We start from the raw sequence: 25,384 nt of genomic DNA, 5'->3' as shown, positions 1-25,384 counted from the left end.
AGGCGGCGGAAAATTGACCGGCCTGCGCGTCAATCGTCGCAGGAAGCGTGCCAGCCTTGGCCAGGAAGTATCAGGACAGAACATAGTGACCTCCGTCACGGAATGAGGCCTTCCGGTCCGTCCTTGGCGCGGGGTACAGCGGTGTGAAAGGCCCGGCAGCGGCTCCGTCGCAGGCCTGTGGCCCTGCCGCGTCAAACTGACAGGAGCCCATTCTGCCCCTGAGCGTCACTCTCTTGACGCTTGGGGCTTGCCCGTCAGCCTTGGCTTTCCGGGCGCATGTAGGGGAACAGAAGCACGTCACGGATGGAGTCCGAACCGGTCAGCAGCATGACCAGGCGGTCGATGCCGATGCCCAGCCCGCCGGTCGGTGGCAGGCCGACTTCCAGCGCCCGGATGTAGTCGGCGTCGAAGTGCATGGCTTCGTCGTCTCCGCCCTCCTTCGCCTGGACCTGGGCCATGAAGCGCGCCGCCTGGTCCTCCGGGTCGTTGAGCTCGGAGAAGCCGTTGGCGAGCTCCTTGCCGTTGATGAACAACTCGAAGCGGTCTGTATAGCCGGGTTGATTGTCGTTGGCGCGGGCCAGTGGCGACACCTCGACCGGGTGATCGGTGATGAAGGTCGGCTGGACCAGGGTGTGTTCCACGGTCTTCTCGAAGATCTCCAGCAGCAGCTTGCCCCAGCCATAGGACGGCTTGACGTGGATATTGAGCCGCTCGCAATGGCGCACCAGCGCATCCCGGTCGGTGCAGTCGGCAGCACTGATCTCGGGGTTGTGATGGCGTACGGCCTCGTCCATGCGCCAGCGGCGGAACGCCGGTTCCAGATCGATGTCCTGGCCGTCCCACGCCACCTGCCCCGTGCCCAGCACCTCGTGCGCCACATCCCGGATCACGCCCTCGGTCAGGTCCATGATCTCGGTGTACGTGGCGTAGGCCTCGTACAGCTCGAGCATGGTGAATTCCGGGTTGTGCCGCGTGCTGACACCCTCGTTGCGGAAGTTGCGGTTGATCTCGTAGACACGCTCCAGCCCACCGACCACCAGCCGCTTCAGGTACAGCTCGGGCGCGACGCGCAGGTACAGGTCCAGGTCCAGCGCGTTGTGATGCGTGGTGAAGGGCTTGGCCGCGGCGCCGCCGGGGATGTAGTGCATCATCGGCGTCTCCACTTCCAGGAAGCGGCGCGCATCCAGCCATTCGCGGATCGCGCGGATGATCCGCGAACGCTTGATGAAGACATCGCGCGCCTCTGGCGTGACGATCAGGTCCACGTAGCGCTGGCGGTAGCGCTGCTCCACGTCGGACAGGCCGTGCCACTTGTCCGGCAACGGACGCAGCGCCTTGGTCAGCAGGCGGAAGGCATCGGCCTTCACCGACAGTTCGCCGGTACGGGTCCGCGTCAGTCCGCCTTCCACGCCGACGATGTCGCCGATGTCCCACCCCTTGAATGCATCGTAGGTCTCGCCCAGCGCATTGGACTGCAGGAACAGCTGGATGCGGCCGCTCTCATCCTGGATCTGCACGAAGCTGGCCTTGCCCATCACCCGCTTCGCCATCATGCGTCCCGCGAGCTTCACGCGCCGGCCACCCTGCTCGAGCGCCTCTCCGCTCCACAGCTCCGCGTCCTGGTACTGCACCTGCAGGTCGCCCGCGTAGTCGGTGCGACGGAAGTCGTTCGGGTACGCGATGCCCTGCCCGCGCAATGCCGTCAGTTTGGCGCGGCGCTCGGCGATGAGGCTGTTCTCGTCCTGCGGAAGCGTGTGGTCTGTCATGGGGTCGTATCGTGTCCTGGGACGTGGGAGCGACGTAAGTCGCGAACGAGTGCCGGAAGAGCTCGCGACTTGCGTCGCTCCCACAAGTGACTCGTGGGCGGATCAGGCGTCGATGCGTTTCGAGCCCGCTTCCAGGCCCGACTTGAGGCTGGCCTCCACGAACTCGTCCAGGTCGCCGTCCAGCACCTTCTGCGTGTCCGTGCGTTCGATGCCGGTGCGCAGGTCCTTGATGCGGCTCTGGTCCAGCACGTAGTTGCGGATCTGGCTGCCCCAGCCGATGTCGGACTTGGTGGCTTCCACCGCGTCGCGCTCGGCGTTGCGCTTCTGGATCTCAAGCTCGTACAGCTTGGCGGCCAGCATCTTCATCGCGTTGTCGCGGTTCTGGTGCTGGCTGCGGCCGGTCTGGCAGGCGACCACGATTCCCGTGGGCACGTGGGTGATGCGCACGGCCGATTCGGTCTTGTTGACGTGCTGGCCACCGGCACCGGAGGAGCGGTACACGTCGGTCTTCAGGTCGGCCGGGTTGATGTCGATGTCGATGTTGTCGTCAACTTCCGGCGACACGAACACCGAGGTGAAGCTGGTGTGGCGGCGGTTGTCCGAATCGAAGGGCGACTTGCGCACCAGACGGTGCACGCCGGTCTCGGTCTTCAGCCAACCATAGGCGAAATCGCCTTCCACCCGCAGCGTGGCCGACTTGATGCCGGCCACGTCACCGCCGCTGGCTTCCATCAGCTCGGTCTTCCAGCCGCGCGACTCGCACCAGCGCAGGTACATGCGCAGCAGGATTTCCGCCCAGTCCTGGGCCTCGGTGCCACCGGCACCGGCCTGGATGTCGACGAAGGCATTGGAGCTGTCCATCTTGCCGGAGAACATCCGCTGGAACTCCAGCTTGTCCACGTGCGCGGCATAGCGCTCGACGTCGGCCACCACGGCATGCGCGGTGTCCTCGTCGCTCTCCATCTCCGCCAGTTCCAGCAGTTCGCCGGCACCGGTCAGGCCGTCCTCGATGTCGCGGATGCCGTTGACCGTCTTGTCCAGCAGGGAGCGCTCGCGGCCCAGCTGCTGCGCGTACTCGGCGTTGTTCCAGATATCCGGGCTTTCCAGCTCGCGGTTTACTTCTTCCAGGCGCTCGCGCTTGGCATCGTAGTCAAAGATACCCCCGAAGCGAGGCCAGCCTGTCCTGCAGGTCGGCGATGCGCTGGCGGATGGGATTGAGCTCGATCATGGGGGCTGTGACGGGGGATGGAATCGGTCGGCAAGGATACCAGAGCAGTGCGCCACACCGTTTCCGGAATGGTTCTTGCACCGCACCCGATGCCCTGCACAGAGTCACCCCAGGCATGACCAGCCCCATTGCCCCGTCCGCATCGCTGCTGTCCGGCCTGCTCGGCCTGGCGCTGGCGTCCGCCTTTTCCGTGGCCTGCGCGGGCGATGCGCCGACGGCGCCCGTGGCGGAGCGCGCAAGCCAGGTCAGCCAGTGCCTGAAGCTGAGGCGCGACGAACCCGCCAGGGCGGTCGCGCTGGCGGATGCGCTGCTGCAGGCGAAGGACCTGAGCGTCGAGGATGAGCTCAAGACGCTGAGTTGCCTGGGCATCGCCGCCGGCCTGAGCGGCGACCCGGCACGGGCGATCGACGCCGCCGAGCGGATGGAACGGCGCGTCGATGGCACGCCGGACCTCGCACCCGCGCTGCAGATGCGGGCGCACTCGCAGATCGGGTCGATCTACCAGGGCGCCGGACACATCCGCGCCGCGGAGGCAGCCTATCTTCGCGCCTACGACGTCTCTTCACGGCTCGACCAGCGCGATGCCGCCCTCGTACAGGCCGCCACGCTGACCAACATCGGGCTGATCCATGCCGACTATCTGGCCTCGCCCGAGGTGGCCGACGCGTACTACCGCCGGGCATTGGCAGCGGCCGCCGCCGTGGGGCTGGAAGACCCGTTGATCCTGCACAACCACGCGCTCAACCTCGTCGCGCTGGAGCGCGATGCCGACGCCATGCGGGTCATCGACACGGGCGAGGCCATGGCCGAGCGCCAGCAGGCCCATACGGTGATGCAGCGCCTGCGCAGCGAGCGTGCCGGCCTGTGGGTACGGCAGGGCCAGCTGGAACGTGCCCGACCTGTGCTGGCATCGGCGATCCGCGAACAGGCGAAGCACAGGGACCTGCCCGGCCAGGCGGGCTCGCTGGCGAAACTGTCGGTGCTCCAGCGCAAGGCCGGCGAACACCGGCAGGCATTGCAGACCGCCCGCGCCGCCTGGGCATTGGTCGACAACCAGCCTCAGCCGCAGAAGCAGCGCGAAGTCCTGCTCGCCTGGATGGCAGCGCATGCCGCACTGGGGGAGGCAGACGAAGCGCTGGCGGTTGGCGCCCGCCTGCATGGGCTGGAGATGGAAGCGCTGAGGCATCAGCGGCTGGAGTTGCTGGCCGATCTACAGGCACGCAGCGATAGCGCGAGTGCCCAGCGTGAACTGGAGCAGATGCGCCACCAGGCGCAGATCCGCGCGCTGAACGACGAGAAGTCCACCCTCCTGCGTCGGACTGGTGTGGCATTGATGACCATGCTGGTACTGGCGGGCGTCGGCTTCGGTCTGTTGCAGCGTCGCAAGAACCGGCAACTGCGCAAGGTCAGCGCCACCGATCCCCTGACCGGCCTGCGCAATCGCCGCGCCGCCACGGAGTCGCTGAAGGCCATGTCGCTGCAGCGGCCCGCCGCCGGTACGCGCCATGTGCTGTTCCTCATCGACATCGACCACTTCAAGAAAGTCAACGATGGCCATGGCCACCACGCCGGCGACCAGGTGCTGGTCGCGCTCTCGCGCCAGCTGCGCGAACTGGGGCGTGCGGACGACACCATCGCGCGCTGGGGTGGCGAGGAGTTCCTGATGGCCTGCGCGGACCTGACCGAGGCCCAGGCCTGCACGGTGGCGGCGCGCGTGCAGGAAACGCTCTGCGACCTGCACGACCTCGCGCCCGGCCAGCGCTGGCCTTTGACCGTCTCATTGGGCTTCGCGCCTTTCCCGTTCTTCGACAACATCACGGGCGGCTGGGACTACGCACTGCGCATGGCCGACCGCGCCCTGTACGCCGCCAAGGACCGTCGCAACGCCTGGGCCGGGCTGTGGGGGCGGGCCCTCCCGCCAGGCATGGCCCTCCAGGCCTTGCTGGAAGAGCCTGAAGGTGCCATTCGCAGCGGCGCCATCGAACTGGTGGCCAGCTACGTCGTGGAACGTCTTCCGCGCGTGCCGGTGACGCGCGTCGCCTAGACGGCCTCCGCCCCGGTCCGCTGGCGCAGGTCCTGCCGGTAGCGGCGGCTGCAGGGCAGCGCGTTGCCATCCTTCATGTGCACGCGCGCATCACCGGTGTCCAGCGGCTCGATCGACGCCACCTGGTCCAGGCTGACGATGTAACTGCGGTGGATGCGCGCAAACCTGCGCGGATCCAGCCGCGTCTCGATGCCGGCGATCGTGCTCCGCAGCGGATAGTCGTGGCCGCGCACACGCAGGTTGACGTAGTTGCCCGAAGCCTGCAGCCACTCGATGTCGTTGGCCGCCACCAGGAACTCGCGGCCCAGCTTGCGCACCAGGAAGCGCTCCGGCCGGTCCACCGGTTCCAGCGGCGGACCTTCGTCCGGTTCGGCGAGCAGGCTGGCTTCGCCCTGCCAGCGGCGCAGCAGGAAGCGGTAGCCCTCCACCAGCAGGACGATCGTGGCGAAGCTGCGGATATCCTTCAGGTATTCGTAGACCAGTTCGCGAGGCCACGGGCCGAACTCGTAGGCCATGCCCTGGCTGCGGTAGGCCAAGACGCGCAGCGCGACCATGCCGGCCACGTGGATGACGCAGACCACGATGCTCGCCAGCAGGTACTCGGGTATCCGCCGGCGCCAGTTTTCCCAGTGCAGGGGGAAGCGTCGGGTGTACCAGGCGATCGCCGGGATCAGGACCAGCAGCCACACCAGCGCGCTGCTCACCTCCCAGACGGCCGGCTCCCAGGCCTCCACGCCGGAGCCCTGCCGCCGCATGTCGATCAGCGTGGTCATGCTGTTGCCGATGCAGTTGGCACCGATCATCGCCACCCAGAATCCGATCTCCACCCATCGCCGCCAAGGCAGGTAGCGTTCGTAGGTCGGCGGGGCGCGTTCCGTCATGTGCGCATTCTAGCCCGCGCCCTCCGCCCCACCGCTGCGGTTCGTCACTTGCTCCCCTCGATTGGCCCCTGCCCGTCCACCACGCGTCCCTTCGCGATGGCGCGGACATGCGCGGCGCCCGACGCTGGCCGCCTTGTCGATGAAGGAGACGACCATGCAACGCCGCCACGATCTGGACTGGGTCCGCGTCTGTGCCTTCGGGCTGTTGGTGCTGTACCACGTGGGCATGTACTACGTGACCTGGGACTGGCACGTGAAGAGTCCGGATGCCAGCCATGCACTGGAGCCTTTCATGATGCTCAGCTCCCCCTGGCGACTGTCGCTGCTGTTCCTGGTGTCCGGCTGCGCCACGGCATTCCTGCTCGGCAAGGCGCGGCAGGCCGCCGATGCTGCGGGTGGCCGGATGCGCTTTCTCGGAAGCCGTTCGTGGCGGCTGCTGGTGCCGCTTGTCTTCGGCATGCTGGTGATCGTGCCACCGCAGTCCTACTACGAGGTGGTCGAACAGCTGCCCGGCGGCTACCACGAAGGCTACCTGGCGTTCTACGCACGCTACCTGACCGGTCATGACGGCTTCTGCGATGCCGACGGCTGCCTGGACGTGCCGACCTGGAACCATCTGTGGTTCGTCGCCTACCTGTGGGTCTATACCGTCGCGCTGTGGCTGCTCTGGAAGCTCGTGCCGCGCGCCATCCATGCAGCGGAGCGCCACCTGGGCCGCTGGCTTTCCGGCATCGGCGTGCTGGCCGGTCCCGTGCTGTTCCTCGGCGTGGCGCGCATGCTGATGATCGGCCGCTTCGAGCAGACGCATGCCTTGGTGGACGACTGGTACAACCATGTGCAGTACTTCGGGGTGTTCCTGCTCGGCTTCCTCATCGCCCGCGCGGACGGGGTGTGGGATGCCATCGAACGCCAGCGCTGGCCCGCCGTGATGTCCTGGCTGCTCAGCTGGGCCGGGCTGGTTGCGTACTTCGCGCATTTTGCCGACGTGGCACCGCCCGACTGGGCACGCATGGGAATGCGGATGGTCTGGGGCCTGAACCAGTGGTGCGCCATCGTGGCGGTACTCGGTTTCGCCCGCCACGTGAATCCCGCCGACAACCGTGCGCTGCGCTATCTGGTGCCGGCGGTGTTTCCCGTCTACATCCTGCACCAGACGGTCACCGTGGTCGTCGCCCACCACCTGAAGCCGTTGGCGATACCGCCGATGGTGGAGGGTCCCTTGCTGGTGGCGATCACCTTCGCCGCGTGCTTCGCCGGCTATGAAGCGATCCGGCGCGTGGGATGGTTGCGGCCCTTGTTCGGATTGAAGCGGACCGGGAAGGTGGCGTCCCGCAGTCCGGAACCCCTGGCCTTGCCCGAGCGCTGACCGGCGCCCTCAATCGGCCGGTTGCCAGTGCCGGACCAGCAACTGGATGCCACGACGGTTCTGCCAGTCGTCGGTGTCCAGTTGATAGGCGGCCTGGATGCGGGAAGGCGGTGGTTGGTCGTGCCAGCCGTTGAACTGGATCGCGTTCAACGGGGCCGCATGCCCGGGCAGGCGCAACGAGAACTTCAGATGCTTCTCGCCCACCACGCGCCAGTCCATCACGTCGAAAAAACCATCGAACACGGGTTCCGGGAATCCCGGTCCCCACGGCCCTGCACCGCGCAGCGCTTCGGCATGCACGCGATCCAGTTCGCCGGGCTGCAGTTCGCCATCGCTCAGCAGTTCTTCCTGCAGCAAGGCGTCATCGAGCATCGCGAGGGCATGGCGGTGGAAGGCATCGCGGAACGCCGGCAAGGTACTTTCGTCGAGTGACAGCCCCGCTGCCATGGCGTGGCCGCCGAAGCGCTGCACCAGGCCGGGGTTCGCGGTGTCGATGGCCGCCAGCGCGTCGCGGATGTGGAAGCCGGGAATCGAGCGCGCCGATCCGCGCAGCGTCGTGCTGCCAGGCTCTGCGGGCGCGAACGCGACCACCGGACGATGCAGGCGCTCTTTCATCTTCGAGGCCACCAGACCCACCACGCCGGGATGCCACTCCGGGTCGAACAGGCACGGCGCCAGTGGCGCCCGCCCCCCTTCCGCGACGTCGATGCGCGCAAGCGCGGCCTGGGCCTCGTCGACCATCTGCTGCTGCACACCACGACGCTCGGCGTTGATGCCTTCCAGCACGCGCGCCATCTCTTCGGCCTGCGTGGCATCGTCGGTCAGCAGGCAGGCGATGCCCAGCGCCATGTCTTCCAGCCGCCCGGCAGCGTTCAGGCGAGGCGCGATCGCAAAGCCGATGTCGGCCGCCGTCAGGCGCGCAGGATCGCGGCCCGCCACGCGCATCAACGCCTGCAATCCCATGCATCCCTGTCCCGTGCGCAAGCGGCGCAGCCCCGCACCGACGAGGGCACGGTTGTTCGCATCCAGGGGCACGAGATCCGCCACGGTACCGACGGCCACGAGGTCGAGCAGCCTGGACAGGTCGGGTTCCGGCCCGGGGAACACGCCGCGTTCCCGCAGCAACCGTCGCAGGGCAAGCAGCACATAGAACATCACGCCGACACCGGCCAGCACCTTGCTCGGGAACGGGTCGCCGCGCAGGTTCGGATTCACGATGGCATCGGCCGGTGGCAACGCCTCACCGGGCAGGTGGTGGTCGGTGACAAGCACCTGCCAGCCACGCGACTTCGCCGCCGCGATGCCGGCATGGCATGCGATGCCGTGATCGACCGTGACGAGCAGATCGGGCTGCATCGCGGCGAGTTCATCCACCAGCGAAGGCGACAAGCCGTAGCCATGCACCATGCGGTTGGGCACGGCGGGCGTCACGTGGCGCGCGCCCAGCAGGCACAGGCCGCGCACGCCGACGGCACATGCCGTGGCGCCATCGCAGTCGAAGTCGCCCACGATGACGATGTGCCGGTCCTGCGCGATCGCATCGGCGAGCAATGCCGTGGCCCCGGCGAGTCCGCCGAGCTGGTCCGGCGGCAACAGCTGCGCCAGGCGTGGTTGGGCCTGGTCCATCGAGAGCGCACCGCGGGCTTCGTAAAGGCGCTGCAGGAGCACTGGCATGCCTTCGGGCCACTGACCATGCGCCGCAATGGTGCGACGGCGGATGCGGGGCGATGACGTCATGCCGGAACGTGGTCCGGGCGTACCGTATCCAGACGCTGCATCGGGCGGCGCCAGAGGCGCCAGCGCTGTTCGCGGCGCAGCGAGAACAGCGCGCCATCCTCGAAATCCAGGGTCAGCATGTCCAGCTCGCGCTTGCGCAGGGCGTCCAGCAGGGGCTGAAGCGCATCACGGCAGAGCAGATCCAGATTGCGCAGATGACGCAGGTCGATCAGCGCGTCCACACCGCCCTCGCCGTTCGCGTGCACGGGCTCCACTCCGGCCGCATGCGCCAGCGACTGCAGCAGCACATCGTGGCCTTTCACCTGGCGGAAACCGGTGCGCACGAAATCCGGCAGCAGGCCGCCGCCCCAGAACCACAGCGAGTTCACCGGCGGCTTGCCCTGCGCCACGCGTTGCGCATTCCAGGGATGGTTGTGCAGCAGCACCTGCGCTTCGCTGAGCAGGGCACGCCAACGCCGGCCCGCGTCGCCTTCCGGCAGATGCGCGAACAGGTCGTCGCCCAGCACGTCATTCACCGGCGCGAACGCCGGAAGTTTCGCGTCGGGCGGCAGGCGCAGGTACCAGCGGGCAGGATCCGGCGCGTCCAGCAGCATGCCGGCATCGCCGAACAACGGCTTCAGTGCCGGCAGCAACTGCGCGGTGTCCTCTTCACCCAGCGCGAGCGCCTCGCCATGCGCCAGCATGCGCGCACCACTCATGTCGGGCGATACGCGCGCAGGATCCGCGCGCAGCCACAACGCACCGGCGGCATCCCGTGCATCGCGCTGGCGCGTCAACGCCGCGACCGGCCAGTGGTCCGGCACCAACTGGAAGTGGCGCCGCAGCTGCGCATGTTCGCCGACGTCGCCGGTCGTGCGATCCGCGCGCCCCAGCGCCCGCGCCACATCGGCCGGCAACGCCTGGCCCACCAGGCGGGTACGCGGAGGCAACAGCAGCGTGGCCTGCGCCATCGGCTCAGTCTGCGTAGGAGACGCTGACGATTTCGTATTCGCGCTGGCCAGCAGGCGCGTCGATCGTGACGCTGTCGCCCTCGTGCTTGCCGATCAGCGCCCGGGCCAATGGCGACGAGATCGCGATCAGGCCCAGTTTGATGTCCGCCTCGAGGTCACCGACCACCTGGTAGCGTTTCTCCTCGTCGGTGTCGACATCGGCCAGCACCACACGGGCGCCGAACACGATGCGCGTGCCGGCGTTGAGCTTGCTGACGTCGATGATCTCGGCGTGCGACAGCTCGCCTTCCAGTTGTTTGATGCGGCCTTCGATGAAGCCCTGCTGCTCGCGCGCCGCATGGTATTCGGCGTTTTCCTTCAGGTCGCCGTGTGCGCGCGCTTCGGCGATGGCGGTGATCACTTCCGGCCGCTTCACCGTCTTCAGCAGATCCAGTTCCTGGCGCAGGCGCTGCGCGCCCTGCATGGTCAATGGGGCTCTCACCCTTGAAGCTCCTTGTGCAGTTCCTGCAATGCCAGCACCGGGCCCGTGCCACGGTATTCCAGCGAATGCACCAGCGCCTTGGCGCCGGCAACGGTGGTTGAATAGGTGACGCGGTGCTGCAAGGCCTCGCGCCGGATCGAGAAGGAGTCGGCGATGGCCTGGCGTCCTTCCGTCGTGTTGACGATATACACGATCTCGCCGTTCTTGATCAGGTCCACCACGTGCGGACGGCCCTCGACCACCTTGTTCACCTGCTCGCAGTCGATGCCGCGCTCACGCAGCCATGCGGCGGTGCCGGCGGTGGCCACGATGCTGAAACCGCGGCCGACCAGCTCCTGCGCCACCGGCAGTACGCGCTTCTTGTCCGGGTCGCGCACCGAGATGAACACCTTGCCGACCGGCGGCGCCTTGATGCCGCCGGCTTCCTGCGCGCGCGCCATGGCGGCGCCGAAACTGCGGCCCACGCCCATGACCTCACCGGTGGAACGCATTTCCGGGCCCAGGATCGGATCCACGCCCTGGAACTTGGCGAACGGGAAGATCGCCTCCTTCACCGAGTAGTAGTCCGGCACGATCTCCCGGGTGGCGCCCTGCCCGGCCAGCGTCTTGCCGGCCATGCAGCGGGCCGCGATCTTGGCCAGCGGCATGCCGGTGGCCTTGGACACGAACGGCACCGTACGCGAGGCGCGCGGGTTCACTTCCAGCAGGTAGACGATGTCGTCGCCACCATCCTCGGCCGCCTGGATGGCGAACTGGGTATTCATCAGGCCGACGACCTTCAGCGCCTTGGCCAGTTCCACCACCTGCCGGCGCAGTTCGTCCTGCGTCCTGGCCGACAGCGAGTACGGCGGCAGCGAGCAGGACGAATCGCCCGAGTGCACGCCCGCTTCCTCGATGTGCTCCATCACGCCACCGATCAGCACGTTGCCTTCGGGGTCGGCGATGATGTCCACGTCCACTTCCACCGCATTGTCGAGGAAGCGGTCCAGCAGCACCGGCGAATCGTTGGAAACCTTGACCGCGTCGCGCACGTAGCGGGCCAGGTCGGATTCGCCATAGACGATCTCCATCGCACGTCCGCCCAGCACGTACGACGGGCGCACCACCAGCGGGTAGCCGATCTCGCGGGCCAACAACAGCGCTTCCTGGTCGTTGCGGGCGATGCGGTTCGGCGGCTGCTTCAGGCCCAGCCTGTCGACGAGCTGCTGGAAGCGCTCGCGGTCTTCGGCCAGGTCGATCGAGTCCGGCGACGTGCCGATGATCGGCACGCCATTGGCTTCCAGGGCCTGCGCCAGTTTGAGCGGGGTCTGCCCGCCATACTGCACGATCACGCCCTTGGGCTGCTCCAGTTCGACGATGGCCAGCACGTCTTCCAGCGTGAGCGGCTCGAAGTACAGGCGATCCGAGGTGTCGTAGTCCGTGGACACGGTTTCCGGGTTGCAGTTGACCATGATGGTTTCGAATCCGTCCTCGCGCAGGGCGAGCGCCGCATGCACGCAGCAGTAGTCGAACTCGATGCCCTGCCCGATCCGGTTCGGGCCGCCGCCCAGGATCATGATCTTGTCGCGGTTGGTCGGCTCGGCCTCGCATTCGTCCTCGTAGGTCGAGTACAGGTAGGCGGTGCTGGTGGCGAACTCGGCCGCGCACGAGTCCACGCGCTTGTAGACCGGCTTCACGCCCAGCGCCTTGCGCAGCACCCGCACGGCGGCTTCATTCGTGTTCGCCAGTTGCGCCAGGCGCGCATCCGAGAAACCCATCCGCTTGAGCTGGCGCATGCGCGCCTTGTCCAGCGAGCCGAGGCCATCGGTGGCCAGCTGCTGCTCGGCGGCGATGATCTCTTCCATCTGGTCGAGGAACCACGGATCGATGAACGACAGCGCGTGCACCTGCTCCACGCTCATGCCGGCACGGAAGGCGTCGGCGACATGGAACAGACGCTCCGGGCCGGGCGCCTTCAGTTCGCGGCGCAGGGTGGTCAGGTCGTCTTCGCTGGTGAGGTCCAGGCCGGTCGGATCGAGGCCGACCTTGCCGGTTTCCAGGCCGCGCAACGCCTTCTGCAGCGATTCCTGGAAGGTGCGGCCCATCGCCATCACCTCGCCCACCGACTTCATCTGGGTAGTGAGGCGCGCATCGGCCTGCGGGAACTTCTCGAACGCGAAACGCGGGATCTTCGTGACCACGTAGTCGATCGCCGGCTCGAACGAGGCCGGGGTCAGGCCACCGGTGATCTCGTTCTTGAGTTCATCCAGCGTGTAGCCCACGGCCAGCTTGGCCGCGACCTTGGCGATCGGGAAACCGGTGGCCTTGGACGCCAGTGCCGACGAGCGCGACACACGCGGATTCATCTCGATGACGACCACGCGGCCGGTCTGCGCATTGATGCCGAACTGCACGTTGGAGCCGCCGGTATCCACGCCGATCTTGCGCAGCACGGCGATGGAGGCATCGCGCAGGCGCTGGTATTCCTTGTCGGTCAGCGTCTGCGCGGGTGCGACGGTGATGCTGTCGCCGGTGTGCACACCCATCGGGTCGAGGTTCTCGATGGAGCAGACGATGATGCAGTTGTCCGCCGTGTCGCGGACCACTTCCATCTCGAACTCCTTCCAACCGAGCACCGACTCTTCCACCAGCACTTCGGTGGTCGGCGACAGTTCCAGGCCGCGGGTGACGATGTCGATGAGTTCTTCGCGGTTGTAGGCGATCCCGCCACCGCTGCCACCCAGGGTGAAGCTGGGGCGGATGATGGTGGGATAGCCGACGCGGGTCTGGATCTCCAGCGCTTCTTCCAGCGTGTGCGCGACGGCAGCCTTGGGACATTCCAGCCCGATCTCGCCCATGGCCACGCGGAACAGCTCGCGGTCCTCGGCCATGCGGATGGCTTCGCGCTTGGCGCCGATCAGTTCGACGCCGTATTTCTCCAGCACGCCGTTGTCGGCCAGGTCCAGCGCGCAGTTCAGCGCGGTCTGGCCACCCATGGTCGGCAGCAGCGCGTCGGGCTTCTCCTTGGCGATGATCTTCTCGACCGTCTGCCAGTTGATGGGCTCGATGTAGACCGCATCCGCCATTTCCGGATCCGTCATGATGGTCGCCGGATTGCTGTTGACCAGCACCACCCGGTACCCCTCTTCCCGCAGCGCCTTGCACGCCTGCGCGCCGGAATAATCGAACTCGCAGGCCTGGCCGATGACGATCGGGCCTGCGCCGATGATCAGGATGGTTTTAAGGTCGTTGCGCTTGGGCATGGGAATCTACTTCTCGGATTGTGTGGGGCCGCCACCCTGGGCATCTGCTCCAGGGGCGCGTCCGGCAGGGGCGATGGACGGACCACGCTCCACCTCTTTTCCCGGCGCGCACGGGCGCGCACGGGTGCACATCACATCAGGGCGCCTGGCGACACATCGCACGCCTTCATGCCCTGGAACATCATCTTGATGGCCGCCATCTCGCCCACCGACTTGCCGTCGGCCTTGCCGCCGTCGCCAGCGAGCACATCGCCGAAGCCACTCAACGCGCGGAAATCGCGGTACTGGGGATCGCGCGCGATGGTGAGCAGCGCCAGCAACTGGTCGGCACTGGCCGTCCGCATCAGGTCGGCGGGATCCAGGTCGGTGTCCGTCTTCGCCGAGGCGATGCCCGCCTGCACGATGCTGCCGAACACCGGCGCCGCCGTACGCGCCAGCTGCAGTTCTTCGGCGAACCGGCCCGGATGTGCCTGTGCGTACTCGGCCACTTCAGCCCGCTTCACTCGGCGGAAGCCGTCGCGGGAAAGTTCGCTGCGCAGGCAGGCCAACTGCACGGGCGTGACGGCATCGGGCTTGTCCTGCACCGGCCAGGCGGGATTCTCGCCGGCCGCCTCTTCCATGATGGCGCCGACCGGTAGCATGCTGACCAGCACGTCGGTCATCTCGTCGATCTGCTTCTCGCCCGGCGTGGCGGCCAGGGCCGGCATGGCCAATGGCAGGGCGAACGCGATCAATGCGGCGGCGGCAAGGCGCACGCGCATCAGCGCGCCTCCATCGAGGCCACGAACCGGTCGAACAGCGGCGCTACGTCATGCGGCCCCGGCGATGCCTCCGGATGCCCCTGGAACGAGAACGCGGGTGCGTCCGTCAGTTCGATGCCCTGGTTGGTGCCGTCGAACAGCGAACGATGGATCACGCGCACGTTGGCCGGCAGCGTCGCTTCATCCACCGCGAAGCCGTGGTTCTGCGAGGTGATCATCACGCGGCCCGTGTCGATGTCCTGCACCGGGTGGTTGGCGCCGTGGTGGCCGTGGCCCATCTTCATGGTCTGCGCGCCTGCGGCGAGCGCCAGCAACTGATGGCCCAGGCAGATGCCGAAGGTCGGGATTTTCCTGGCGATGAACTCGCGGATGGCCGTGATGGCGTAGTCGCACGGCGCCGGATCGCCCGGGCCGTTGGACAGGAACACGCCATCCGGCTGCAGCGCGAGCACGTCGGCGGCGCTGGTCTGCGCGGGCACCACGGTCACGTCGCAACCGCGTTCGGCCAGCATGCGCAGGATGTTGTGCTTCACGCCGAAGTCGTACGCCACGACCTTGAACTTCGCCGGCGCCTGCACGAAGGCGTTGCGGTCCAGGTCCAGCTGGCCGTCGCGCCACGGATACGGTTTGTCTGTGCTGACCACCTTGGCCAGGTCCATGCCCTTCAGGCCGGGGAACTTGCGGGCCGCTTCCAGCGCCATCTCCGCGTTGATGCCGTCGCCCGCCATCAGCGCGCCATTCTGCGCGCCGCGCTCGCGCAGGATGCGCGTCAGCTTGCGGGTGTCGATGCCGGCAATGGCCACGATGCCGCGCGACTGCAGCCACTCCGGCAGCGCCTGCTGGCTGCGCCAGTTGCTGGGGCGGCGCGGCACGTCGCGCACGATAAGACCGGCGCACCAGACCTTGGACGCTTCGTCGTCCTGGTCGGTGCAGCCTGTATTGCCGATGTGGGGATAGGTCAGGGTGACCAGTTGGCGGGCGTAGGACGGATCGGTCAGGATTTCCTGATAGCCGGTCATCGCGGTGTTGAACACCACTTCGCCGACCGAAAGGCCGTCGGCGCCTACGGAGTCGCCCTCGAATACGGTGCCGTCTTCGAGTACGAGAATTGCGGGTCGTGTCACGGGGTTCGCCTTGGGGTGGAGGAACCCTGCCCCACCGACTTGCGGCTGCAAGAAACCGCGAACGCGGCATTTATCCGGTCCGTGGCGATGGGTAACAGGCGAGCGGGAATTGTACGGGGATGGCCTGTTCAGCGCCACCGTTTTTTTGCCCGCCCGACGGACAGCGCCTGCTGCAGCGAGGCGTGTTCATATTCCGGCGTCCGTATCGGCGCGGCCGGCCCGCCTTCAATCCAGCAGATCCCGCACCTGATAGGCGCCGGGCGGACGTCCCGCCAACACGCGCGCCACGTGCAGGGCACCGCGCGCGAAGACATCGCGATGCGTGGCACGGTGGGTCAGCTCGATGCGCTCGCCGAGCCCGGCGAACTGCACGGTATGTTCACCGACAATGTCGCCGGCCCGCAGGCTGGCGTAATGCACCTGCGCGCCCGCGCTGCCGGCGGCCTGTCCCAGCGTCAATGCGGTGCCGGACGGGGCATCCTTCTTGTGGACATGGTGAGACTCCACGATGTCCACGTCCCACCCAGGCAACGCCGCCGCCACGCGTTCGACCACGTCGGCCAGCACCGCCACACCCAGGCTGAAATTCGTCGCCCACACCAAGGGAATGCGCCCACTGGCCGCGGCCAATGCTTCCTGTTGCGCGGGGGATATGCCGGTGGTGCCGGAGACCAGCGCCCGGCCACGGGCGGTACACAGCGCCAACACCGGGTCGAACCCGTCGGGCAGGCTGAAGTCGATCGCCGCATCGAAGTCGGGCACGCCCGCCAGTTCGCTGGCCGCAAAGTGCGGCACGCCGTCGACCACACGCTGCGAGGGTGCGCGCCGTGTCACGGCCGCCACGGTCTGGTACAGCGTTGGCTGCTCGGCCGCCAGGCGAAGCAGGGCCTGCCCCATCCGGCCGGAGGCACCATGGATCAGGAGACGTATCGGGGAAGTGTCCATGCAGGCATGGTAGCGGGGGCTTGATGCCAGCGCGACCCGGCGACGCGATGAAGGCCGGGACCCAAGCGCCGTGCGTTGCGTCATTCGTGCGAAGACGCGCCCGTCAACCGTTTACGCCAATCCTCGACCGCGCCCTGCGCAAGGCGGCGCTCGAACAACGTCCGCCATGACGACACCAGCGGCAACACCAGAACATCGCGTAGCAGGGCGGGCTCTGGCGATCGCCGGTACAGCAGATCGATCAGGCGCGCGAGTGGCCAAGCGGGATGTGGCCGCGCCTCCAGCGTCATGCGGTCACCTGCCTGCACGTCGCCCTCTTCGAGCACGCGGTAGTACCAGCCGGTCCGCCCCGCATCCTGCACGCGACGGGCCATGTCGGGCACGGCGAAACGGTCCGACAGTTTCCAGCATGGCTGCCGGGACTGGGATACCTCCACCAGCGCCGTCCCCAACCGGAAGCGGTCGCCAAGACAGATCGCATCTTCGGTCATGCCGTGGGTACTGATGTTCTCGCCGAATGCACCGGGAGCATCGAGCAATGGATGCGCCCCGATATCGTCGCGCCATCGGTCGTAGTGGTCCGCGGGGTAGTGATGGATGGCCTTGTCCGGCCCGCCATGCACGCGCAGGTCGCCCTGCTCGTCACCCGCAATGCCGAGCGTGGTGATCCGCTGCCTGCCCTCCAGCGGTGATTTCGCTATCGCGCTGCGGCTGCCGGAACGGGTGAATTCGACCGCCTTGCCCGCGAGTACATCGCAGATGGTCAACGACACCGCCTCCGTCGGCGCGCTCACGCCAACACCTTCCCCAGGCCCGCGCCGTTGATGTCGCCCACTACGCGTGCCAGCGCCATGGGGTCCACGTCCGCGTCGAATCCGATGCGGAAATGCACCTCGCCCTCCGGCGTGCGCGATGAATGGATCGATGACAGGCTGACGGCGTGCCGCTCGAACACATGCAACAGCGCACGCAGGGAGCCCGGCCTGTCTTCCGGCAGGTGCACGCTGAGCGCCTGCGCGCCGGCAAGATCGGCCAGCAGGTAGCCGATGCGTTCGTAACTGTAGTTGCCCTCGGCCAGTGTCGTGTCGCCGAAGGCGTCGCGGTTCTCGCGCAGGAATTCCTCGCGGAACGCCGCGCGCGCCTTGTCCGTTCCCTCACCGACCAGGGACGCCATCCGGGTGATCTGCGCACCCAGCGCCCGCAATGTTTCGGCGGCATAAGGATTCCCGAACTGGATGTCTTCGTAGATGGCCGGGTTCAACGACAGGATGCGCGCGATGATCGCCGCATCCATCTCGAAGGAGGCGGAGCGGAACGGCATCAACGCCGCCAGGTCACCGACCCGTGCCGCCTGCCCGCGCAATACGCCCGCCTGGGCCAGATGCGAGGCATGCACCATGGCCTGCACGAGTGCCATGACCCGGTCGTGCTGCTCCGGCGTCGCCTGCACGCACTCGGCCTCGATTGCAGCAAGGAGCGACACCACCCAAGGCCGCCATGTGTCGAGGCGCGCCTCGCAGACCACCATCACCCTGCCCTTCAGGGTCGGGGCCTTGGGCGGCGCGGTCATCGGATGCAGGCCGACCACCTCGGCGCGCGAGGCCAGCATCGCCGCTACCGGCACAGCCTTGATCGAGGTGACATCCAGCCACAACCGGCCAGCCTCGCTTCCCCCGGCAAGCGCCGCATACCGGGCGACCAGCGCCCCGGTGTGGCGGATCGGCGCCGAGAAAACCAGGACGTCCGCCCGCCGCACGAGTTCGACCTCGTCTGCCGAGGCGGGATCGGCCGGGTCGTGGCCGATGACCTCCAGACCCATGCGCACGCGGAAGAAATGCTGCAGCCAGCGGCCATAGGCGCCTGCGCTGCCGACGATGCCGATCAGCGGAGAGAGATTGGGCGTCACGCGCTGCACCGAGCGGCGCTCACTGCTTCACCGCTCCTTCCTCTGTCAGGTAGACCACCTGCGCGCGCAGGTCGGGCATGATCTTCCGCATGACCTGGGAGAAACCCTCGTTGTACTCGGGCGAGCACACCGGTCCCGGCGTCCGGTCATCCAGTGTGCGCCGGACATACAAGCGGGTGCCTTCCTGGCGGAACGTCGAGGCGTAGCTCAGCGTACCCTCGTGCAGGCTGACGTCCTTCGGCACGGCGATGATCCGCATCAAGGCAGGAAACTCGAACGTGTATTCCTCGTCCGAGTGGTAAGCGCCGCAACTGCTCTCGCCTTCCGGCTGGTCCGGGTCGCCGAGCTGCGAGGCCACCAGCATGGAGACCGGGGTGAAACTGAGGAACCAGGGCTGCACCTGGAAGCCGCCGGTCGTCGGAATCATCCGGTCGACCTCGAAGTCCGCCTCCATGTTGAAGGTCTCCAGCATCGGCACCGGATCGTCGTACGTCACCTTGCCGTTCGCGGTCAGGGCGTTCCCCCGGAAGTAGTTGCGGACCAGCTTGTCGGCGTCGCCCGCGCCAAAGTTGCGGAACTGCGACCGCGCCGCGACGGCCATGCGCCCGCTCAGTTCCACCCGCTGCGTGCCCTTGATCGAGCCGTCGGGCTGGATGCGAATGGCCGTGCGCAACTTCTGCCATTCCGAGCCCACCTGCGTCGCCGGCGTCGTGGCGCCGTCGCGATGGCCGTCCACCAGCAGCACCGGCTTTCCAGCAGCGCCGTCCGGCAGGCTGCCGAAGGGTGCCGTGGCCGCGGTGGAGTCCACGTACAGGTCCAGGCTGGGGATGTAGTTGATCACGTGGTTGACGACCGACGCGACTGGGATGTCCGGCAGTGTGTACGTGCCTCCCGCATTGATCAGCGCCTGGGTGCTGTCGATGCCGCGCGCCTTCAGCAGCGCTTGCAGCAGGGTCGCGTGGTCCTTGCAGTCGCCCATGCGGTTGTCGAGGACCACGTCCAGGTCGCGCGGCACCACGGCGCCCAGGCCGATGCAGTTACCCGCATAGGTGATCTTCGTGGAGACCCATTCGTAGAGCTTCTTCGCCGTCTCGCGCGGGTCCTTGCTCTTGCCCGAGATCTCCGCGGCGAGCGTGCGCAACCGGGGCGTCAGTGCGGCCTTGGCGTTGGCCGGGCCACCGTAGGCCGCCGCGATGTCGGCGTAACTGGCGAAGGTGGAGAACGCGTAGCCCGGGTAGCGGTCGGCGGTGAAGACCGTATCGCGCAGGCTCTCGCGGTCGACTGGCTGGCGGTTGCTCCATTGCCAGCGCACGATCCGGCGGCCGTCGCGCGTTTGGACCGCGGGCTGGGTCATCTGCCAGTTGCGCCACGTGGCCTGCATCGCCTCCGGCGCATCGATGGTCACCTGCACGTCGCCGTAGTACGCGGCCGGGCTGTAATTGCGGATCACCGAGAAATGGCCCGGAAACATCGGCTGGGTGGCCGTCACCCGGTACGTGAACACCGTGATGTCGCCGACGGCGAGTTCCGGGAACACGACGGTAAGCGTCGTCTGGTCGGAGTAGATGGGCGAATCGCCCTCCCGCCCCGAACTGCTGCTGACCTGGTAGTTGCCCTTGGGCACATCGACGCGGCGGCCATCCGGCTTCAACGTGTAGGCTTCGACCACCTCGGCCTTCTGGATGCTGGTGCTGTAGCTGACCGACGCATCCTTAGCGGCTTCCAGGGCGCTGTCCTTCAGCACCTTGATCGCAGTTTCCTGCTCCTGCACGAAACTGCCATCGGCATTGAGCACGAATCGCGTCGACTCGCGCTCGACCTGCAACGGCCGGTCATCGGCCGCCCATGCGGGCGCCAGCACGACCAGCGCCAATACTCCCCACCACTTCCCCTTGTTCGTATGCACACGGCCTCCCTTCATCGTGGACTGAATGAAAACGGCCCCGGGGTCGCCGGGGCCGTCGCAGGATGCCACAAGCTGCTCGCCCGCGCGGGCGGCGGGTAGCGCAGGAAATCAGGACGTCATCCGGTCCCAGAAGCCCTTGACGCCATCCAGAAACGTGGCCGACTTCGGCGAGTGCTTGCGCGCTTCGTCGCCGCTGAACGTGGCCTCGAACTTCTCCAGCAGTTCGCGCTGCTCGGGCGTCAGGTTGACCGGCGTCTCCACCACCACGCGGCAGTACAGATCGCCTTCGCTGCGGCTGCGCACGGACTTGACGCCCTTGCCGCGCAGGCGGAACAGCTTGCCGGTCTGCGTTTCGGCGGGAATGCGGATCTCCGCCTCGCCACGCAACGTGGGCACGCGCACGGTATCGCCCAGCGCCGCCTGCGAAATGCGGATCGGCACCTCGCAGTGCAGGTCGTCGCCATCGCGCTGGAAGATGTCGTGTTCGCGCACGCGCACTTCCACGTACAGGTCGCCCGGCGGCGTGCCGGGCGGGCCGGCCTCGCCTTCGCCGGTCAGGCGGATGCGGTCGCCGTTGTCCACGCCCGCCGGGATCTTCACCGACAGGACCTTCTCTTCCTCGACGCGGCCCGCGCCGTGGCACTCGGTGCAGGGATTCCTGATGGTCTGGCCCCGGCCACCGCAGGCGGGGCACGCCTGCTGCATGGCGAAGATGCCCCGCTGCATGCGCACGTTGCCGCGCCCGCCGCAGGTGCCGCAGGTCTCCACCTTGCCGTCGGCCGAACCGGACCCCTTGCAGGGCGCACAGGCGACCAGCGTGGGGATCTCGATGCGCTTCTCGACCCCGGCGACGGCCTCTTCCAGGTCCAGCTCCATCACGTAGCCGACATCCGCGCCACGACGTGCCGCGCGGGCGCCGCCCCCGCCGAAGATGTTGCCGAAGATGTCGCCGAAAATATCGCCCATGTCGGGGGCGCCGGGACCACCGCCGCCCATGCCGTGCTCGAACGCGGCGTGTCCATGCGCGTCGTAGGTACGGCGCTTGGCGCCGTCCGAGAGGACCTCGTAGGCCTCCTTGCACTCCTTGAACGCGGCCTCGGCGGCGGCATCGCCCGGGTTGCGGTCCGGGTGGTGCTTCATGGCGCAGCGGCGATAGGCCTTCTTCAGGTCTTCGTCACTGGCGTCGCGGGCCACGCCCAGGACTTCGTAGTAGTCGCGTTTGCTCATGGAGCCGTGATTCGTGAGGGGTTATGGGTGATTCGCAGAAGCAACTGTCTGCCCGATGCCCAGGATCCGCGACGGAAGAAGTGGAGCTTGCGCTCCACCCTTCCGGATCACGAATCCCGAATCACTCGTCACGGCTTCTTGTCGTCCTTCACCTCGGTGAACTCCGCATCGACCACGTCGTCCGCAGCATTGCCCTGGCCCGCATCAGCGGCACCCGGCTGCTCGGAAGCGGCGGCCGCATACAGCGACTGGGCGGCCTCCTCCAATGCCTTGGACTTGGCTTCGATCTGCGCCTTGTCGTCGCCCTTCATGGCGGTGTCGAGGTCGGCGATGGCGGCCTCGACGCGGCCGATCACGTCACCCGGCACCTTGCTGCCGTGCTCGGTGATGGCGCTGCGGGTGGCGTGCAGCAGGCCGTCGGCCTGGTTGCGCGCCTGCACGAGTTCCTGGAACTTCTTGTCCTCTTCGCGATGCGCTTCGGCATCGGCGACCATGCGCGCGATCTCGTCCTCGGACAGGCCCGAGCCGGCCTTGATCTCGACCTTCTGTTCCTTGTTGGTCTTCTTGTCCTTGGCCGACACGTGCAGGATGCCGTTGGCGTCGATGTCGAACGACACTTCCACCTGCGGCATGCCGCGCGGCGCCGGCTCGATGCCGGACAGGTCGAACTTGGCCAGCGACTTGTTGAAGCGGGCCTGCTCGCGCTCGCCCTGCAGCACGTGCACCGTCACCGCGGACTGGTTGTCCTCGGCGGTGGAGAAGGTCTGCGAGGCCTTGGTCGGGATGGTGGTGTTCTTCTCGATGATCTTGGTGAACACGCCGCCCAGCGTTTCGATGCCCAGGCTCAGCGGAGTCACGTCGAGCAGCAGCACGTCCTTGACGTCGCCGGCCAGCACGCCGCCCTGGATCGCGGCACCCAGCGCCACGGCCTCATCGGGATTGACGTCCTTGCGCGGTTCCTTGCCGAAGAACTCGGCCACCGCCTGCTGCACCTTCGGCATGCGGGTCTGGCCACCGACGAGGATCACCTCGCCGATGTCGCTGGCGCGCAGGCCGGCATCGTTCAGCGCGATGCGGCACGGCTCGATGGTCTTCTTCACCAGGTCTTCCACCAGCGCTTCCAGCTTGGCGCGGGTCAGCTTGATGTTGAGGTGCTTCGGACCCGAGGCGTCGGCGGTGACGTACGGCAGGTTCACTTCGGTCTGCTGCGAGCTGGACAGCTCGATCTTGGCGCGCTCGGCGGCGTCCTTCAGGCGCTGCAGCGCCAGCGGGTCCTTGCGCAGGTCGATGCCCTGGTCCTTCTGGAATTCCTCGACGAGGTAGTCGATGACGCGCTTGTCGAAATCTTCGCCACCCAGGAAGGTGTCGCCGTTGGTGGCCAGCACTTCGAACTGCTTCTCGCCGTCGACGTTGGCGATCTCGATGATGGACACGTCGAACGTACCGCCACCCAGGTCGTAGACCACGATCTTGCGGTCGGCGCCGCCGTCACCCTTGTCCAGGCCGTAGGCCAGCGCGGCCGCGGTCGGTTCGTTGATGATGCGCTTGACGTCCAGGCCGGCGATCTTGCCGGCATCCTTGGTGGCCTGGCGCTGGCTGTCGTTGAAGTAGGCCGGCACGGTGATGACGGCTTCGGTGACAGTCTCGCCCAGGAAGGCTTCGGCCGTCTTCTTCATCTTTTCCAGGATGCGCGCGGAGATTTCCTGCGCCGACAGCTTCTTGCCGTCGTTGGTCTGCACCCAGGCGTCCCCGTTCTCGTGCGGGATGATGGCGTAGGGCACCAGGTCCAGGTCCTTCTTCACTTCGGCGTCGGTGAACTTGCGGCCGATCAGGCGCTTCACCGCGTAGAAGGTGTTCTTCGGGTTGGTGACCGCCTGGCGCTTGGCCGAGGCACCCACCAGCACTTCGCCGTCCTTCGTGTAGGCGACGATGGAGGGCGTGGTGCGGTCGCCTTCCGAGTTCTCGATGACGCGGGCCTTGCCGCCGTCCATGATCGCCACGCACGAGTTGGTCGTGCCGAGGTCGATGCCGATGATCTTGCCCATGGTGGATGCTCCCTAGCAAATTCTGTCTGGATCCGGCCGGTGGCCGGGTGGATGGTCTCGATATAGGGGTGCGATGGCGCCGTTCAAGCGCCCCGCGAGTGCGTTCAGTCGTGTTTCGCCACGACGACCAGGGCCGGACGCAGCAGACGGCCATTGAGTACATAGCCCTTCTGGAACACCTGCACCACGCTGCCGGGATCGGCGCCGGGCGCGTCCGCCTGGCTGATGGCCTGGTGGTGCTCGGGGTTGAAGGCTTCACCGGCCGGGTCGAGCAGGGTCAGACCGTTGTCGCCAGCCACCTTCAGCAGTTGCTTGTATGTCAGCTCAAGCCCGTCGCGCAGTGGACTGGGCTCATTGCCCGCCGCTGCGAGCCCGGCATCCAGACTGTCGAACACCGGCAGCAGATCGCCCAGCAGGCGTTCGTTGGCGAACTTGCGGGCCTGCTCGATGTCGCGCGCCACGCGCTTGCGCTGGTTGTCCAGGTCGGCGCGCTCGAGCAGCGACGCCGCGCGCAGCTGGTCCACTTCGTTGCGGAGGGTTTCCAGTTCGGCGATCAGCGCGCCTTCGACGTCCTGCGGCTCGTTGCCGCCGCCCAGGTCGGAATCGTGTTCGTGTTGGTTCATTTCGGGTCCCATCGCGGCAAGTCCGGCCGCCCAAGCCCCAACCTATGGGGCCGGCGTTTCCGGATTCAAGGCCGCGCCGAGCACATCCGCCGCCGCCTGCACCACCGGGATGACCCGGTCATAGGCCATCCGGGTAGGCCCGATGACGCCCAGCACGCCCAGCACCTGCCCGCCCGCCATGTACGGAGCGGTCACCACCGAGACGCCATCATGCGGCGCCAGGCCGGTGTCCTCGCCGATGAAGATGCGTACGCCGGGCGCGCGGATCGTGCGCTCCAGCAGCTGCAGGATCTCGCGCTTGCGGGCGAAGGCCTCGAACAGGTCCCGCAGCCGTTCCAGGTCGGACAGTTCCTGCACCCCCATCAACCGGGTCTGTCCTGCCAGCACCACATCGTCGTTGGGTGGCGTCAGGGCCTGCTCCGCCAGTTCGATGGATTCGGCCAGCAGCCCTTCCATTTCGGTCTGCGCCCTGCGCAGGTCGTGCAGCAGGTTCGCGCGAATCTCGGACAGCGGCCGGCCGGCGAACTGGGTGTTCAGGTAGTTGGCGATGCGCTCCAGTTCCGGGCGCTCATAGGCGCGCCGTGTTTCGATCACCCGGTTCTGCACGTCGTTGTCGGCGAACACCAGGATGGCCATCACCCGCTGGCCATCCAGCGGGACGAAGTCGATGTAGCGGAAGGCGAACTGCTCGCGCCGCGGCACGCTGACCACGCCGACGAAATGGGTCATGGCCGACAGCAGCTCGGAGGCGTTGCCCAGCAGCGCCTGGGTGCCGGCGCCGGCCGGCAGCTCGGAGCGCAGCCGGGCCACTTCGCCGTCCCCCAGCGACTTCACCTGCACCAGGCTGTCCACGAACACGCGGTAGCCCTGCGCCGTCGGGATGCGCCCGGCCGAGGTATGCGGCGAACTGAGCAATCCGACCTCCTCGAGTTCCGAGAGGATGTTGCGGATCGTCGCCGAACTGACTTCCAGCCCGGCGTGCCGGGCCAGGGTCTGCGACCCCACCGGCTCGCCGTCGCGGATATAGCGCGAGATCAGCGTGCGCAGCAGTTGGCGGGCGCGCGGATCCAGCGGGGGCGACGGCGAATTCATGTCCGTTAGATAACGTTGCGCCCGCGGCATTGCAAGTCGAACGCCCCGGTGTCTCAGAAC

The 25,384-nt window shown here is 67.3% G+C and carries 19 protein-coding genes; 2 read left to right on the top strand and 17 right to left on the bottom strand.

Annotation, left to right across the window (positions count from 1 at the left end; translation table 11 throughout):
* Window positions 1-254: 254 nt before the first annotated feature.
* Window positions 255-1,766: a lysine--tRNA ligase gene (gene lysS, locus OY559_RS09380; RefSeq protein WP_277729785.1), complete on the bottom strand. Its 1,512-nt coding sequence runs from the start codon at window positions 1,764-1,766 to the stop codon at window positions 255-257.
* A 102-nt stretch (window positions 1,767-1,868) separates the two neighbouring features.
* A protein-coding gene (prfB, locus tag OY559_RS09375) for a peptide chain release factor 2 (protein WP_277729784.1) occupies window positions 1,869-2,994 on the bottom strand; the annotation gives its coding sequence in 2 pieces (ribosomal slippage) (window positions 1,869-2,918 and window positions 2,920-2,994; 1,125 coding nt in all).
* 115 nt (window positions 2,995-3,109) lie between these two features.
* Here prfB and OY559_RS09370 point away from each other — a divergent pair.
* Entirely contained in the window at window positions 3,110-5,038 is a 1,929-nt protein-coding gene (locus OY559_RS09370) for a tetratricopeptide repeat-containing diguanylate cyclase (protein ID WP_277729783.1), read from the top strand.
* Here the strand turns inward: OY559_RS09370 and OY559_RS09365 are convergent.
* Complete coding sequence (locus OY559_RS09365) at window positions 5,035-5,919, bottom strand: LytTR family DNA-binding domain-containing protein (protein WP_277729782.1); 885 nt, start codon at window positions 5,917-5,919, stop codon at window positions 5,035-5,037. The two genes, OY559_RS09370 and OY559_RS09365, sit on opposite strands and share 4 nt — an antisense overlap.
* Before the next feature lie 154 nt (window positions 5,920-6,073).
* Here OY559_RS09365 and OY559_RS09360 point away from each other — a divergent pair, with 154 nt between their 5' ends.
* A complete protein-coding gene (locus tag OY559_RS09360; RefSeq protein ID WP_277729781.1) occupies window positions 6,074-7,285 on the top strand; it encodes an acyltransferase family protein in 1,212 nt (403 codons plus the stop codon).
* Between the two features lie 9 nt (window positions 7,286-7,294).
* Here the strand turns inward: OY559_RS09360 and recJ are convergent, their stop codons facing one another.
* From recJ to hrcA, 14 genes are all read right to left on the bottom strand, one after another.
* Window positions 7,295-9,022 carry a single-stranded-DNA-specific exonuclease RecJ gene (gene recJ, locus OY559_RS09355; RefSeq protein ID WP_277729780.1) on the bottom strand — a complete coding sequence of 576 codons (1,728 nt, stop codon included), beginning with the start codon at window positions 9,020-9,022 and terminating at the stop codon, window positions 7,295-7,297.
* Entirely contained in the window at window positions 9,019-9,972 is a 954-nt protein-coding gene (locus tag OY559_RS09350) for a phosphoglycerate mutase (RefSeq protein ID WP_277729779.1), read from the bottom strand. The genes recJ and OY559_RS09350 overlap by 4 nt, the downstream gene beginning before the upstream one ends.
* A 4-nt stretch (window positions 9,973-9,976) precedes the next feature.
* On the bottom strand, window positions 9,977-10,441 hold the full coding sequence (gene greA / locus OY559_RS09345; protein ID WP_185742123.1) for a transcription elongation factor GreA: 465 nt from the start codon (window positions 10,439-10,441) through the stop codon (window positions 9,977-9,979).
* Window positions 10,442-10,449: 8 nt separating this feature from the next.
* Entirely contained in the window at window positions 10,450-13,695 is a 3,246-nt protein-coding gene (gene carB, locus OY559_RS09340) for a carbamoyl-phosphate synthase large subunit (RefSeq protein ID WP_277729778.1), read from the bottom strand.
* Between the two features lie 131 nt (window positions 13,696-13,826).
* Window positions 13,827-14,456 carry a hypothetical protein gene (locus OY559_RS09335; protein WP_277729776.1) on the bottom strand — a complete coding sequence of 210 codons (630 nt, stop codon included), beginning with the start codon at window positions 14,454-14,456 and terminating at the stop codon, window positions 13,827-13,829.
* The gene (gene carA / locus OY559_RS09330; protein WP_277729775.1) at window positions 14,456-15,580 is read right to left on the bottom strand and encodes a glutamine-hydrolyzing carbamoyl-phosphate synthase small subunit; all 1,125 of its coding nucleotides are present in this window, start codon (window positions 15,578-15,580) and stop codon (window positions 14,456-14,458) included. The genes OY559_RS09335 and carA overlap by 1 nt, the downstream gene beginning before the upstream one ends.
* Before the next feature lie 225 nt (window positions 15,581-15,805).
* Entirely contained in the window at window positions 15,806-16,525 is a 720-nt protein-coding gene (gene dapB / locus OY559_RS09325; protein ID WP_277729774.1) for a 4-hydroxy-tetrahydrodipicolinate reductase, read from the bottom strand.
* Window positions 16,526-16,605: 80 nt separating this feature from the next.
* The gene (locus OY559_RS09320; RefSeq protein ID WP_277729773.1) at window positions 16,606-17,319 is read right to left on the bottom strand and encodes an MOSC domain-containing protein; all 714 of its coding nucleotides are present in this window, start codon (window positions 17,317-17,319) and stop codon (window positions 16,606-16,608) included.
* Window positions 17,316-18,431 carry a prephenate dehydrogenase gene (locus OY559_RS09315; protein ID WP_277729772.1) on the bottom strand — a complete coding sequence of 372 codons (1,116 nt, stop codon included), beginning with the start codon at window positions 18,429-18,431 and terminating at the stop codon, window positions 17,316-17,318. Before OY559_RS09315 ends, OY559_RS09320 begins: the two co-directional genes overlap by 4 nt.
* Before the next feature lie 19 nt (window positions 18,432-18,450).
* A complete protein-coding gene (locus OY559_RS09310; RefSeq protein ID WP_277729771.1) occupies window positions 18,451-20,337 on the bottom strand; it encodes a DUF3857 domain-containing transglutaminase family protein in 1,887 nt (628 codons plus the stop codon).
* 108 nt (window positions 20,338-20,445) lie between these two features.
* Window positions 20,446-21,564 carry a molecular chaperone DnaJ gene (dnaJ, locus tag OY559_RS09305; RefSeq protein WP_277729770.1) on the bottom strand — a complete coding sequence of 373 codons (1,119 nt, stop codon included), beginning with the start codon at window positions 21,562-21,564 and terminating at the stop codon, window positions 20,446-20,448.
* A gap of 128 nt (window positions 21,565-21,692) precedes the next feature.
* Window positions 21,693-23,609 carry a molecular chaperone DnaK gene (gene dnaK, locus OY559_RS09300; protein WP_277729769.1) on the bottom strand — a complete coding sequence of 639 codons (1,917 nt, stop codon included), beginning with the start codon at window positions 23,607-23,609 and terminating at the stop codon, window positions 21,693-21,695.
* 104 nt (window positions 23,610-23,713) lie between these two features.
* Window positions 23,714-24,232 carry a nucleotide exchange factor GrpE gene (grpE, locus tag OY559_RS09295; protein WP_142125400.1) on the bottom strand — a complete coding sequence of 173 codons (519 nt, stop codon included), beginning with the start codon at window positions 24,230-24,232 and terminating at the stop codon, window positions 23,714-23,716.
* A 42-nt stretch (window positions 24,233-24,274) separates the two neighbouring features.
* Window positions 24,275-25,324 carry a heat-inducible transcriptional repressor HrcA gene (gene hrcA, locus OY559_RS09290; protein WP_142125399.1) on the bottom strand — a complete coding sequence of 350 codons (1,050 nt, stop codon included), beginning with the start codon at window positions 25,322-25,324 and terminating at the stop codon, window positions 24,275-24,277.
* Window positions 25,325-25,384: the final 60 nt, after the last annotated feature.

This window comes from Pseudoxanthomonas sp. SE1, assembly GCF_029542205.1.
In the GTDB taxonomy this organism is placed as follows: Bacteria; Pseudomonadota; Gammaproteobacteria; order Xanthomonadales; family Xanthomonadaceae; genus Pseudoxanthomonas_A.
The sequence above is the reverse complement of the archived record's forward strand: the minus strand, read 5'-3'. Positions and strand labels throughout refer to the sequence as shown.

Excerpts from the sequence above, each read along its gene's own strand:
- lysS (WP_277729785.1), bottom strand. The coding sequence starts at position 1,766 with ATGACAGACCACACGCTTCCGCAGGACGAGAACAGCCTCATCGCCGAG.
- OY559_RS09370 (WP_277729783.1), top strand. The coding sequence starts at position 3,110 with ATGACCAGCCCCATTGCCCCGTCCGCATCGCTGCTGTCCGGCCTGCTC.
- OY559_RS09365 (WP_277729782.1), bottom strand. The coding sequence starts at position 5,919 with ATGACGGAACGCGCCCCGCCGACCTACGAACGCTACCTGCCTTGGCGG.
- OY559_RS09360 (WP_277729781.1), top strand. The coding sequence starts at position 6,074 with ATGCAACGCCGCCACGATCTGGACTGGGTCCGCGTCTGTGCCTTCGGG.
- recJ (WP_277729780.1), bottom strand. The coding sequence starts at position 9,022 with ATGACGTCATCGCCCCGCATCCGCCGTCGCACCATTGCGGCGCATGGT.
- OY559_RS09350 (WP_277729779.1), bottom strand. The coding sequence starts at position 9,972 with ATGGCGCAGGCCACGCTGCTGTTGCCTCCGCGTACCCGCCTGGTGGGC.
- carB (WP_277729778.1), bottom strand. The coding sequence starts at position 13,695 with ATGCCCAAGCGCAACGACCTTAAAACCATCCTGATCATCGGCGCAGGC.
- OY559_RS09335 (WP_277729776.1), bottom strand. The coding sequence starts at position 14,456 with ATGCGCGTGCGCCTTGCCGCCGCCGCATTGATCGCGTTCGCCCTGCCA.
- dapB (WP_277729774.1), bottom strand. The coding sequence starts at position 16,525 with ATGGACACTTCCCCGATACGTCTCCTGATCCATGGTGCCTCCGGCCGG.
- dnaJ (WP_277729770.1), bottom strand. The coding sequence starts at position 21,564 with ATGAGCAAACGCGACTACTACGAAGTCCTGGGCGTGGCCCGCGACGCC.
- dnaK (WP_277729769.1), bottom strand. The coding sequence starts at position 23,609 with ATGGGCAAGATCATCGGCATCGACCTCGGCACGACCAACTCGTGCGTG.
- grpE (WP_142125400.1), bottom strand. The coding sequence starts at position 24,232 with ATGAACCAACACGAACACGATTCCGACCTGGGCGGCGGCAACGAGCCG.
- hrcA (WP_142125399.1), bottom strand. The coding sequence starts at position 25,324 with ATGAATTCGCCGTCGCCCCCGCTGGATCCGCGCGCCCGCCAACTGCTG.